Here is an 11,906-nt window from a genome sequence, read left to right as displayed (position 1 = left end):
ATAAGCGGTTTTACGAGAATTTGATACACGCTCATACCGACCTGGCGGTGGTGTGAGCCGATACCCGTGACCCTGCCCGGCGTCTCGCTCGACGTCGTGCTCGACAACCTGATCCATCGTCATCCCCCGCCCTTCCCTCCGGTCGCGTCCCGCAGTGCTTTCCTCCCCCTTCTAAACGCCCGGTCCCATCAGCAGGTTCCCGGCACCAACGGATACAGTCACGCCCAGGCAACCACGGGGACAGGAGAGGGTCATTACCGGCAACCGGCAGACGAGCTGGGCGTTCGCCGACGCCTATGTCGCCGAGGACGAAGCACTGCGCTGGGCCCGTGACCGGGCCCGCGAGGCAGGGCTGCGCTCGGTGTCGCCCGGCACGGGCGCCGCGCTGCGGATGCTCGCCGCCACCGTGGACGCGAAAGCGGTGGCCGAGATCGGAACCGGGACCGGCGTCTCCGGAATGCATCTTCTCTACGGCATGCGGCCGGACGGGGTACTGACCACCGTCGACCCGGAGCCGGACCACCAGCAGTTCGCCCGCCAGGCCTTCCGCGCGTGCGGCTTCGCCAGCAACCGGGCCCGCTTCATTCCGGGCCGCGCCCTGGACGTGCTGCCCCGGCTCGCGGACGCGGGGTACGACCTCGTGTTCTGCGACGGTGACCGGCTGGAGTTCCTGGACTATCTCGCTGAATCGTTGCGCCTGCTGCGTCCGGGTGGCCTGGTGGTCTTCGAGGGCGTCTTCGCCAACGGCCGCACCGTCGACTCAAGCCCCCAGCCCACCGAAGTCCTACGGCTGCGCGAGCTGCTCCGCGCCGTACGCGAGAGCCCCGAGCTGGTGCCGTCACTGCTCCCGGTGGGCGACGGCCTGCTCTGCGCCGTCAAGCGGTAGACAGGCGCCCAACGCCGGACCTGCCGTAGAAATCCGAACTCAGGACTCAGGGCAGACAGCTGCCCCGGCACCGTCTCGGGTGCCGGGGCAGCTGAAGGGGTATGGTCGCGTTCCGCCGCGTCAGCCGACGACCTTCTTGAGGGCGTCGCCCAGCGCGTCGGCCTCGTCAGGGGTCAGCTCGACGACGAGCCGCCCGCCGCCTTCGAGCGGAACGCGCATGACGATGCCCCGCCCCTCCTTGGTCACCTCGAGCGGGCCATCGCCCGTCCGCGGCTTCATGGCCGCCATGCTCGTTCCCCTTCCTGAAACCAGCTCATCGTCGCCGACGGCCCCATGGAGGGCACGCGCGGCCCCTAATGAGACACGCGTCACCGGCATCGAACACATTGCTTCCAGGCCATTATCCCGCATCTCAGGACCCGATGACCAACATCAGTCGGCATCGCTTGGGCAACGCGCGCGAGCAAAACCACTCAATTCGCCGATGTGACTGCGATACTCCGCCGCCGCGCGGACCTCGGCCGACCGAATCCGGAGCGGAATTCTTTGACGCAGGTCACACGTCCGGTCCGGTGCGCGGACGGTGATCTCCGCCATGCTGTCCTACGGACGTACGGCGTACCGACCGGTACGCCGGAGCCGCGACACCCGAGGGGATACGCCATGGCCGACACCGTGCTCTACGAGGTGAGCGACGGACTCGCGACGATCACGCTGAACCGCCCCGAGGCGATGAACGCGCTGAACATCGCGACCAAAGTCGCCCTCCGGGACGCGGTACGGGCCGCGGCGGACGACGACGCCGTACGGGCCGTGCTGCTGACCGCGGCCGGGGAGCGGGCGTTCTGCGTGGGCCAGGACCTCAAGGAGCACATCACGCTGCTGGCCTCCGACCGCGAGGCCGGGACCGGGGCCACGATGACCACGGTGAAGGAGCACTACAACCCCATCGTGCGGGCGCTCGCCGGCATGGCGAAGCCCGTGGTCGCCGGGGTCAACGGAGTCGCCGCGGGCGCCGGTTTCGGGCTCGCCCTGGCCGCGGACTACCGGGTCGTGGCCGACACCGCCGGCTTCAACACGTCCTTCGCCGGTGTCGCCCTGACGGCGGACTCCGGCATCTCCTGGACGCTGCCCCGGGTGGTCGGCCCCGGTCGCGCCTCCGACCTGCTGCTGTTTCCGCGCACGATCACCGCGCAGGACGCGTACGACCTGGGGATCGCCAACCGCCTGGTGACCGTCGGCGAGCTGCATGCCGAGGCCGAGAAGGTGGCCCGGCAGCTGGCGGACGGGCCGACGGTGGCTTACGCGGCGCTGAAGGAGGCCGTCGCCTACGGCCTGACGCACACCCTTGAGGAGACGCTGGAGAAAGAAGACGAACTTCAGTCTCGGGCGGGCGCGTCGGAGGACCACGCGATCGCCGTGCAGGCCTTCGTCAACAAGGAGAAGCCGAAGTACTTGGGGCGGTAGGCACCTCCTAGGAGGCGTTTCTGGCGACGCATGTCTTCAGGTGGTCGTCGACCAACCCACACGCCTGCATCAACGCGTACGCCGTCGTGGGCCCCACGAACTTCAGGCCCCGCTTCTTCAGCGCCTTCGACAACGCCGTCGACTCGGTCGTGACCGCCGGGACGTCCCCCAGGGTCTTCGGGGCCGGCCCCGGGGTCGGGGCGTGGGACCAGATGAACTCGTCCAGTTCGCCCGGGGCCCAGTCCGCCAGCACGCGCGCGTTGGCGATCGTCGCGTCGATCTTGAGGCGGTTGCGGATGATGCCCGCGTCGAGGAGGAGGCGTTCGCGGTCGGTGTCCGTGAAGGTCGCCACCTCGGCGATCTTGAAGCCCGCGAACGCGGCCCGGAAGCCCTCGCGGCGGCGCAGGATCGTGATCCAGGAGAGGCCTGACTGGAAGGCCTCCAGGCTGAGCCGCTCGTAGAGGGCGTCGTCGCCGTGGACCGGGCGGCCCCACTCCTCGTCGTGGTACGCGACGTAGTCCTCCGTGGACAGCGCCCAGGGGCAGCGCAGAGCGCCGTCCGGACCGGCGACGGCCCCGCCCTCGCTCACTGCTGGTCGCCTTCGAGCGGCTTCTGCATGGAGACGTGGGCGCTGGCCTGCGCGCCGGCGAGCGCGGACTCCAGGTCGGCGATCCGGGCGTCGCGCTCGGCGAGTTCGGCGGCGAGGCGGCTCAGTACGTCGTCCACCTCGTCCATGCGGTAGCCCCGCGCGGCGAGCGGGAAGCGGAGGGTCTCGATGTCGGCGTGGTTCACCGGCCGGTCCTGGGGCAGCGGGTCGTCGAGGCGCTCGGGTGCCGCGTCGGGCAGCGGGGCGCTGTCGCCGCCGCCGATCACCGAGAGGGTCACGGCGCCGACCACGACGGCGAGCCCGACGACCAGGAACAGGAACATGAACATCTCTGGGGTCTCCACGGGCGTCGATGTCGGACGTGCCGAAGCCGAATGTGTCAGGGTCCGATCGTGCCATGCGACGCTGACAGTTAGGGTCACAGGCGGCTGAAGACCGGTACGCACTAGGAGAGGTCACAGGGGATGCTCAGGCTGGGCAGGCGTGAATTCGACACGCACGAGCCGGTGATCATGGCGATCGTGAACCGGACCCCGGACTCCTTCTACGACCAGGGGGCCACGTTCCGCGACGAGCCCGCCCTCGCGCGCGTGGAGCAGGCGGTGGCCGAAGGCGCCGCCATCATCGACATCGGCGGGGTCAAGGCCGGGCCCGGCGAGGAAGTGACCGCCGACGAAGAAGCGCGGCGCACGGTCGGCTTCGTGGCCGAGGTGCGGCGGCGCTTCCCGGACGTCGTCATCAGCGTCGACACCTGGCGGCACGAGGTCGGCGAGGCCGTCTGCGAGGCCGGCGCGGATCTCCTGAACGACGCGTGGGGCGGCGTCGATCCCCGGCTCGCGGAGGTCGCCGCGCGATACGGCGTGGGGCTGGTGTGCACGCACGCGGGCGGCGCGGAGCCGCGGACCCGGCCGCACCGGGTGACCTACGACGACGTCATGGCCGACATCCTGCGCGTCACCCTGGGGCTCGCCGAACGGGCCGTGGAACTCGGTGTTCCCAGGGAGTCGGTGTTGATCGATCCCGGGCACGACTTCGGGAAGAACACGCGGCACAGCCTGGAGGCGACGCGGCGGCTCGGGGAGATGGTCGACACGGGGTGGCCCGTGCTGGTGTCGCTGTCCAACAAGGACTTCGTGGGCGAGACGCTCGACAAGCCGGTCAAGGAGCGGGTGGTCGGGACGCTCGCGACCACGGCCGTGTCGGCGTGGCTGGGAGCGCAGGTGTACCGGGTGCACGAGGTCGCGGAGACGCGGCAGGTGCTGGACATGGTGGCGTCTATTGCTGGGCATCGGCCTCCGGCTGTGGCGCGGCGGGGGTTGGCCTGATTTTTTCGCCCCCGCCGCCCCTACCCGTCCCGTCCCTGGGGGCTGCCGCCCCCAGACCCCCGCTTCGGCCCCCAAGGGCCTCGTCCTCGAACGCCGGACGGGCTGAAAACAACCGCCGCTACCGGCCCGCTTCCTTCGACACCAGCGCGACCGCCTCGTCCACGTCGTCCGTCACGTGGAACAGAAGCAGGTCCTTCTCCGACGCCTTGCCCTGGGCGATGAGCGTGTTCTTCAGCCAGTCGACCAGGCCGCCCCAGTACTCGCTCCCGAAGAGGACGATCGGGAAGCGGGTGACCTTCTGGGTCTGGACCAGGGTGAGGGCCTCGAAGAGTTCGTCGAGGGTGCCGAGGCCGCCGGGGAGGACCACGAAGCCCTGGGCGTACTTGACGAACATCATCTTGCGGACGAAGAAGTAACGGAAGTTCAGCCCGATGTCGACGTAGGCGTTGAGCCCCTGCTCGAAGGGCAGCTCGATGCCGAGGCCGACGGAGATGCCCTTGGCCTCCAGGGCGCCCTTGTTGGCCGCCTCCATGGCTCCGGGGCCGCCGCCGGTGATCACGGCCCACCCGGCCTCCACGAGGGCGTGTCCGAGCCGTACGCCCGCTTCGTATTCCGGTGAGTCCGGCTTGGTGCGGGCCGAGCCGAACACGCTGATCGCGGGCGGCAGTTCGGCCAGGGTGCCGAAGCCCTCGATGAACTCCGACTGGATCCGCAGGACGCGCCACGGGTCGGTGTGGACCCAGTCCGAGGGCCCGCCCGCGTCCAGGAGGCGCTGGTCGGTCGTGCTCGCGGTCACCTGATCGCGCCGCCGGAGGACCGGTCCCAGGCGCTGCTCCTCCGGTGGCTGCTGCTTGCCCTCGGGGTTGCCTGTAGCCATGTGCGCTCCCTCCACTTGCAGGTGTTTCGTACTTCAGCGTAGGTCTACGCGGGTTACGGAGGGGGGACATACGGATGTCAGGCGGTGAGCCAGTCCCGCAGCCGCCGCTCCGCCTCGGGGATCAGGGCCGCCTCGACCCGCTCGTCGACCTTGTGGGCGAGGAGTTGGGCGCCGGGGCCGTAGTTCACCGCGGGGACGCCCAGCGCGCTGAAGCGGGCCACGTCGGTCCAGCCGAACTTGGGGCGGGCCTCGCCGCCGACGGCCGCCATGAAGGCCGCGGCGGCCGGGTGGGTCAGCCCGGGGCGTGCTCCTCCGGTGTGGTCGTCGACGACGAACTCGTCGACCCCGCAGTCGGCGAAGTAGTCGCGTACGAAGGCCTCCGCCTCCTCCTCGCTGCGGTCGGGCGCATAGCGGAAGTTGACAACAAGGGTGCACGCGTCGGGGATGACGTTGGTGGCCACTCCCCCTTCCACACGCACCGCGTTGAGCCCCTCGTGGAACTGGAGGCCGTCCACGACGGGCGTGCGGGGCTCGTACGCGGCGAGCTTGGACAGCGCCCTGGAGGCGGCGTGGATCGCGTTGGAGCCCATCCACGCGCGCGCGGAGTGCGCTCGTTCACCCTTGAACTTCAGGAACACCCGGAGCGTGCCCTGGCAACCGCCCTCGACCTGACCGTCCGTCGGCTCCAGGAGGACCGCGAAGTCGCCCTCCAGCCAGTCCGGATGGGCCTCGGAGACGTGCTTGAGGCCGTTGAGGTGGGCGGCGACCTCCTCGTTGTCGTAGAAGACGAACGTCAGGTCGCGGTTGGGGGTCAACACCGTTGCCGCGATGCGGAGTTGGACCGCGACGCCGGACTTCATGTCGCAGGTGCCGCAGCCCCACAGGACGCCGTTCCCGTCGAGGCGTGAGGGGACGTTGTCGGCGATCGGGACCGTGTCGATGTGGCCCGCCAGGACGACGCGTTCCGTACGGCCGAGGTTCGTGCGGGCGACGACGTTGTTGCCGTACCGGTCGACCGTGAGGTGCGGCAGGGCGCGCAGCGCGGTCTCGATCGCGTCCGCGAGGGGCTTCTCGTTGCCGCTCTCCGAGGGGAGGTCGACGAGCTGCGCGGTGAGCCGTGCGGCGTCCAGCGTGAGGTCAAGTGCGGTGTCGGACATGGCGTCGACCCTAACGCGAAGGGCCTCTCCACCGTTTGTCCACACCCGGCGCAGCGGTAACAGCAGCCTCCAGTACCTTGTGGGGATGCTGCAGTCCCCCACCCCCAAGAAGCGTCGACGCGGCCGCCTCTTCCGGTTCTCCTCGGCGCTCGTGGTACTGCTCGCGGTCGCGGGCTATCTGCTCGTCCAGTACGTCACCGGCGGCCGGGGCGGCCCCGGTTGCAAGGTGGTCTCAGGCAAGGACGACGGCCAGGCGTACGAGTTCTCGCAGGAGCAGACGATGAACGCGGCGACGATCGCCGCCGTCGGCACCGGGCGCGGCATGCCCGAGCGGGCCGTGACGATCGCGCTCGCGACCGCCCTCCAGGAGTCGCAGCTCGTCAACATCCAGCACGGCGACCTGGATTCGCTCGGCCTGTTCCAGCAGCGGCCCTCGCAGGGCTGGGGCACCAAGAAGGAGATCCTGGACCCGACGTACGCGGCGGGCGTCTTCTACGAGCATCTGTCCAAGGTGGACGACTACCAGCAGCTCCCCCTCACCGTCGCCGCCCAGCGCGTGCAGCGCAGCGGCTACCCGGAGGCGTACGCCAAGCACGAGCCCGAGGCCACGCTGCTGTCCGCCGCCCTCACCGGGCAGGCGGCCGCCACGCTGACCTGCCAGGGTCTCCCGGACACCACCCAGACGGCCGTCGGCCCGGACGCCGTACGGGCCGCGCTGGTACGGGACTTCGGGCGCACGGTGCTGAAGGAGACGGGTGCGGAGGTGACCGGGGGCGGCTCGGCGTCGAAGGAGTCGAAGTCCAAGTCCAAGGCGAAGGCCAAGTCCACGCCAGCGCCCAGCGCGAGTGCGAGCGGCGGGAGCAGCACGGTGACCCTGCCGGTGGGGTCCGGCAGCACGCGGACCGGCTGGCAGCTCGCGCACTGGGCGGTGGCCAACTCCTCGGTGCTGCACATCGAGCGCGTGTCGTACGCCGGCCGCGAGTGGGCCGCCGGCAGCGCGGACGACCCGTGGCACTCGACCGCCGCGAAGGCCTCCGCCGGGGTGCGGATAGTGACCTCGCGGCAGGGCGGGGAGAAGTAGCCGCGAGGCAGTGGCCGGGCAGTCGTACGGGTCGTCACCCGTAGGGGTTACGGGTGGTCGTTCCGGGTCCGGGTGCGTTCCGGTCGTCGGGCTGTCACCCTCACATGCGCCGGAACCCTTGAGAACAAAGGGCTGTACGTATTTGACAGACTTTCAGACCAGGCGCTCTTTGTCCGTTTTTATCCGTAGCTGATTATGCGACGCATTGCGAACTCTTTACGTTGCCGCTCCGCAACCTTCGCGCGCTTCGAGCGGTAGTCACTGCGTCCGAGCCCGGAGATCAACACAAGGAGCATCATGTCCCTCCCCCTGACCCGCCGGATCGCCCGTGCCGCGCTGCTCGTCGCAGCGGGAGCGGCAGCCGGGGTCGGTGCGGCCGGCTCCGCCAGTGCGGCCCCCTCCCTGCCGGCCACCCCGAACCTGGGCGCGCTGACCGCCCTGGACGGGGCGAGCGTCGGCAACACGGTCGACGGCGCGAGCCAGAACGTCACGGGGGTCGCCGGCAAGTCCGGTGGCCAGACGCTGGAGAAGGCGGTGCCGGCCGCAGGCAAGACCGGCGGGAAGGTTGCCAAGACGGTGGCTCCGGCCGCGCAGCATGTTGCCGGGGACACGGCTGGGCAGGCCGGGGGTCTGCTCGGTGAGACGGCCAAGACCGCGACTGCGGGTGGCGGGTTGCCGACGGACGCGGTGACCAAGGGTGGGCTGCCGACGGCTCAGGAGCTGCCGCTGAAGGGGCTGCCGCTCGGCTAAAGCGCCTGCGTTTCAGTGCGCCTGCGTTGAAGGGGTCCAGGGAGTTCCCTGGACCCCTTTCTGCGTTGTTTGTCGGCTTGCGGCCGGTGGGGGCTTGTCGCGCCCACGCGGCGGAGCCGCACATCGATACAGCCCCGCGCCCCTAGGGAACCTCAGCCCAGCCGCTCTACAGCTGCACGGACTCGCTCATCCGTCGCCGTCAAAGCCACCCTTACGAAGGTCTCGCCCGCTTCTCCGTAGAAGTCGCCCGGCGCCACCAGGATGCCCAGGGCGGCCAGGTGGGCGACCGTGGCCCAGCAGGACTCGTCCCTCGTTGCCCACAAGTACAGGCTCGCCTCGCTGTGTTCGATGCGGAAGCCGTGCTTCAGCAAGGCCTCGCGCAGGAGTGTGCGGCGGGCCGTGTAGCGCTCGCGCTGTTCCTGGACGTGGGTGTCATCCCCCAGGGCCGCCACCACCGCCGCCTGAGTGGGCGCCGAGGTCATCATGCCGCCGTGCTTGCGGATCTCCAGGAGCGGGGCGAGGACCGCGGGGTCGCCGGCGAGGAAGGCGGCGCGGTAACCGGCGAGGTTCGAGCGCTTGGAGAGGGAGTGGACCGCGACGATGCCGTCGTAGGAACCGCCGTTGACGTCCGGGTGGAGGACCGAGACCGGGTCGGCCTCCCAGCCGAGTTCGAGGTAGCACTCGTCGGAGAAGATCAGGATGCCGTGTTCGCGGGCCCAGGCGACGATCCGGGTCAGCTCGTCCTTGGGGAGGACCCTGCCGGTGGGGTTCGACGGGGAGTTGAGCCAGAGGAGCTTCAGGCCCTCGGGGTTCAGCTGGGTCGGGTCGTCGTAGGTCTCGTACTCGGCTCGGGCCAGGCGGGCGCCCACCTCGTACGTGGGGTACGCCAGGCGCGGGTAGGCCACGCGGTCGCCGGGGCCCAGGCCCAGCTGGGTCGGGAGCCAGGCGACGAGTTCCTTGGAGCCGACGATGGGCAGGACGTGGCGGTGGGTCACGTCGCGGGCGCCCAGGCGGTGCTCCACCCAGCCGGTGATCGCGTCGCGCAGTGCCGGTGTGCCCCAGACCGTGGGATAGCCGGGCGAGTCGGCCGCGGCGATCAGCGCTTTCTGGATCAGATCGGGAACCGGGTCCACCGGGGTGCCGACCGACAGGTCGACGATGCCGTCCGGGTGTGCCGCGGCCGTCTTCTTGTACGGCTCCAGCTTGTCCCAGGGGAAGGCGGGCAGGCGGTCGGTGACTGCGGACACGATGACTGGCTCACTTTCTGGTGCGTGCGCCCCGTACCTACGCGCCGCGCAGCCGTCGTACGGCAAACCCCTCGGCCCCGTAGGGCGCTGATCGGGCGTGATCAGGCCGTACGGGACCGAGGCGGCGCGTCTGTGCGGGCCGCTCTTACTGGTTCTGCGGCGGCAGCGCGGCGACGAAGGGGTGGTCGCGCTCGATCAGGCCCAGCTTGCTGGCGCCGCCGGGGGAGCCGAGCTCGTCGAAGAACTCGACGTTGGCCTTGTAGTAGTCCTTCCACTCCTCGGGAGTGTCGTCCTCGTAGAAGATCGCCTCGACCGGGCACACCGGCTCACAGGCTCCGCAGTCGACGCATTCGTCCGGGTGGATGTACAAGGACCGTGAGCCCTCGTAAATGCAGTCGACCGGGCACTCCTCGATGCACGCCTTGTCCTTGACGTCGACACAAGGCTGCGCGATGACGTAGGTCACGCTGTCGTTCCTCCTCGATAGGGCGCTGGCGGGCCTCCGTAGGCCCGCCGCCCGGCGCGCGGGAGCGCGGCGTCGTCCATGCCCGCACCTAGTATCTCCGTTCCGGGGCGTGATCCATACAGGAGGGGTGAACTGACCTGTGGAAATCTCTGCGGCGGGACGTCTTGAGGTCCGTATCACCGCTGCTGACGTGGGCAAACGAGTGTCCGTCAGGCTCTTGACAGGTGCTGAAGACACGACGGAGAAGTTCACCGACACGGTGGGTGTTCTCACATCATGGGACAGCGGTGTGCTGACGATCACACGGAAGGGTGGCGAGTCCGTCCGTGTTTCGGAATCCTCGCTGGTGGCGGGCAAGGTCGTCCCGGCCGCTCCGGCCCGCCGTCGGGGACCGTCCGCCGGCTACCCGGAGTTGGCCCACGTCTCCTCGCGCGCGTGGCGGCCGGTGGAGTGCGAGCGGCTCGGCGGGTGGGAGTTGCGCGCCGCCGCCGGATTCACCCGCCGCGCCAACTCGGTGCTGCCCCTCGGCGATCCCGGCCTGCCCCTCGACGAGGCCCTGACCGTCGTACGACGGTGGTACGGCGCCCGGGGCCTGCCCGCGTACGTCCAGACCGCGACCGGCGCCGAGGGCACGCAGGAGCTGCTCTGCGCCGAGCTGGAACGGCGCGGCTGGACCCGTGAGGTGACGGCTGAGCTGTGGGTCGGCGGCCTGGCCCCTGTCGCCGACCGCGCCGACGCCGCCGGAGTCGTGCTGTCCCGGTCGGCCGACGAGGCGTGGCTGGCCCGCTATCAGCGCAAGGGGGTGAGCGAGGTGGCCCTGAAGGTGCTGGGGAGCGGACCCTCGGTGTGGTTCGCGACCGTGCCCGGCGAGGGTGGCGAGGGTGCGGATTCGGCTCCCGCCGCGATCGGGCGGTGTGTCGTCGACGGGCGATGGGCCGGGTTCGCCGCGGTCGAGGTCGATCCGGCGCTACGGCGACGGGGGCTCGCCTCGCTCGTCATGGCCGCGTTGGCCTCGCGGGCGTTGGAGGAGGGGGCTTCGGCCGCGTGGTTGCAGGTCGAGGCGGAGAACGCGGGGGCGCGGGCGCTGTACTCCGGGATGGGGTTCTCCGCGCATCACGCCTACCACCACTACCGCGACGGTTCCTCGTGAGCGGGTTCGGGTTCGAGTTCGCCATGCCTGCGCTCCGGCCTCCGGCGGCTGAACGAGCCGCTGCGGTACGGCAGTTGTTCGCCGAGGAGGCTCGGTGCGAGCGGCCCGATCTCGCCACGCTGTGTCTGCTGGTGGGGGCCGCCGCGGACGGGACGCTGGACGACGCGGGCATCGACTCGGCCCAGGTCGAACTGGATCGGCTGGCCGGGCAGGTGCCGTATCGCCCCGGCGGGCCCGCTGCCTGGGCCGACGCGTTGCGTCAACTCCTGGGCGGGCGTTTCGAGTTCCGGGGCTCGCCCGGTGACTATCAGCGGCTGGAGTCCTCGCTGCTGCACACGGTGCTTCGGCGGCGGCGGGGGTTGCCGATCCTGTTGTCCGTGGTGTGGATGGAGGTGGCTCGGCGGGCGGGGGCGCCGGTGTACGGGGTCGCTTTGCCGGGGCATTTCGTCGTGGGGTTCGGGGCGGCCGAGGAGCAGGTGTTGGCCGATCCCTTTGACGGGGGGCGGGTGTTGTCCGGGGGCGATGCGGAGGTGTTGGTGGCCGGGGCGACGGGGGGTTCGCTGGAGCCTTCCATGCTGGCGCCCGCCGATCCCCTCGATGTGGTCGTGCGGGTTCTCAACAACATCCGGGCGTGGGCAGCGGCTCGGCCTGAGCGGTCCGATGTTGCCCTGTGGGCCGTGGAGTTGGCGTTGGTGTTGCCGTCTCATGCGGCTCGGTTGCGGTATGAGCGGGCTCAACTGCTCGTTCAGCGCGGGGATTTCCTCACGGGCGCGGCTGAACTGGACGCGTATGCCGAGGTGGTGGCGGTTGTGGACGAGCCTGCCGCGGATCGGGTGCGGGGGCAGGCGCAATCAGCGAGGGCCATGCTGAACTGATCTGGCGAGTGCGGGCGC

General features: G+C 70.3%; 14 protein-coding genes. 7 read left to right on the top strand and 7 right to left on the bottom strand.

The window, feature by feature from the left end:
- The first annotated feature begins 187 nt into the window (after positions 1–187).
- Entirely contained in the window at positions 188–886 is a 699-nt protein-coding gene (locus tag OG407_RS33425; RefSeq protein WP_078622928.1) for an O-methyltransferase, read from the top strand.
- 120 nt (positions 887–1,006) lie between these two features.
- Here OG407_RS33425 and OG407_RS33420 read toward each other — a convergent pair whose 3' ends face one another.
- Positions 1,007–1,174, bottom strand: coding sequence for a DUF3117 domain-containing protein (locus OG407_RS33420; protein WP_003966491.1), 168 nt, complete (start codon positions 1,172–1,174; stop codon positions 1,007–1,009).
- 375 nt (positions 1,175–1,549) lie between these two features.
- Here OG407_RS33420 and OG407_RS33415 point away from each other — a divergent pair, with 375 nt between their 5' ends.
- Positions 1,550–2,353 carry an enoyl-CoA hydratase/isomerase family protein gene (locus OG407_RS33415; RefSeq protein ID WP_405863234.1) on the top strand — a complete coding sequence of 268 codons (804 nt, stop codon included), beginning with the start codon at positions 1,550–1,552 and terminating at the stop codon, positions 2,351–2,353.
- A gap of 7 nt (positions 2,354–2,360) precedes the next feature.
- Here the strand turns inward: OG407_RS33415 and OG407_RS33410 are convergent, their stop codons facing one another.
- Both OG407_RS33410 and OG407_RS33405 read right to left on the bottom strand, forming a co-directional pair.
- Positions 2,361–2,942: a DNA-3-methyladenine glycosylase I gene (locus OG407_RS33410; protein ID WP_405863233.1), complete on the bottom strand. Its 582-nt coding sequence runs from the start codon at positions 2,940–2,942 to the stop codon at positions 2,361–2,363.
- On the bottom strand, positions 2,939–3,289 hold the full coding sequence (locus OG407_RS33405) for a DivIVA domain-containing protein (protein ID WP_403591404.1): 351 nt from the start codon (positions 3,287–3,289) through the stop codon (positions 2,939–2,941). Before OG407_RS33405 ends, OG407_RS33410 begins: the two co-directional genes overlap by 4 nt.
- Positions 3,290–3,424: 135 nt before the next feature.
- On the opposite strand from OG407_RS33405, the gene folP reads away from it, so the two are divergent.
- Positions 3,425–4,285 (top strand): dihydropteroate synthase, encoded by an 861-nt coding sequence (gene folP / locus OG407_RS33400; RefSeq protein ID WP_405863232.1) that lies wholly within the window; start codon positions 3,425–3,427, stop codon positions 4,283–4,285.
- Between the two features lie 118 nt (positions 4,286–4,403).
- Here the strand turns inward: folP and OG407_RS33395 are convergent, their stop codons facing one another.
- Both OG407_RS33395 and dapE read right to left on the bottom strand, forming a co-directional pair.
- Positions 4,404–5,162, bottom strand: a complete 759-nt coding sequence (locus OG407_RS33395; protein ID WP_019058183.1) for a TIGR00730 family Rossman fold protein — start codon at positions 5,160–5,162, stop codon at positions 4,404–4,406.
- Between the two features lie 77 nt (positions 5,163–5,239).
- Positions 5,240–6,319: a succinyl-diaminopimelate desuccinylase gene (dapE, locus tag OG407_RS33390; protein ID WP_405863231.1), complete on the bottom strand. Its 1,080-nt coding sequence runs from the start codon at positions 6,317–6,319 to the stop codon at positions 5,240–5,242.
- 85 nt (positions 6,320–6,404) lie between these two features.
- Here dapE and OG407_RS33385 point away from each other — a divergent pair, with 85 nt between their 5' ends.
- Together OG407_RS33385 and OG407_RS33380 are read left to right on the top strand one after the other, a co-directional pair.
- Positions 6,405–7,400, top strand: a complete 996-nt coding sequence (locus OG407_RS33385; RefSeq protein ID WP_405863230.1) for a heavy metal transporter — start codon at positions 6,405–6,407, stop codon at positions 7,398–7,400.
- Positions 7,401–7,697: 297 nt separating this feature from the next.
- Positions 7,698–8,150 carry an ATP-binding protein gene (locus tag OG407_RS33380; protein ID WP_262055831.1) on the top strand — a complete coding sequence of 151 codons (453 nt, stop codon included), beginning with the start codon at positions 7,698–7,700 and terminating at the stop codon, positions 8,148–8,150.
- A gap of 152 nt (positions 8,151–8,302) precedes the next feature.
- Here the strand turns inward: OG407_RS33380 and OG407_RS33375 are convergent, their stop codons facing one another.
- Positions 8,303–9,397, bottom strand: a complete 1,095-nt coding sequence (locus OG407_RS33375) for a bifunctional succinyldiaminopimelate transaminase/glutamate-prephenate aminotransferase (RefSeq protein WP_405863229.1) — start codon at positions 9,395–9,397, stop codon at positions 8,303–8,305.
- A 145-nt stretch (positions 9,398–9,542) separates the two neighbouring features.
- Positions 9,543–9,863, bottom strand: a complete 321-nt coding sequence (gene fdxA / locus OG407_RS33370) for a ferredoxin (protein ID WP_019058397.1) — start codon at positions 9,861–9,863, stop codon at positions 9,543–9,545.
- Between the two features lie 139 nt (positions 9,864–10,002).
- On the opposite strand from fdxA, the gene OG407_RS33365 reads away from it, so the two are divergent.
- Positions 10,003–11,013 carry a GNAT family N-acetyltransferase gene (locus tag OG407_RS33365; RefSeq protein WP_405863228.1) on the top strand — a complete coding sequence of 337 codons (1,011 nt, stop codon included), beginning with the start codon at positions 10,003–10,005 and terminating at the stop codon, positions 11,011–11,013.
- Between the two features lie 23 nt (positions 11,014–11,036).
- Positions 11,037–11,888: a tetratricopeptide repeat protein gene (locus OG407_RS33360; RefSeq protein ID WP_405868754.1), complete on the top strand. Its 852-nt coding sequence runs from the start codon at positions 11,037–11,039 to the stop codon at positions 11,886–11,888.
- The last annotated feature ends 18 nt before the right edge of the window (positions 11,889–11,906 follow it).

It is taken from the genome of Streptomyces sp. NBC_01515, assembly GCF_045040345.1.
Taxonomy (GTDB): domain Bacteria; phylum Actinomycetota; class Actinomycetes; order Streptomycetales; family Streptomycetaceae; genus Streptomyces.
This window is presented reverse-complemented; position numbering and strand designations above follow the sequence as displayed.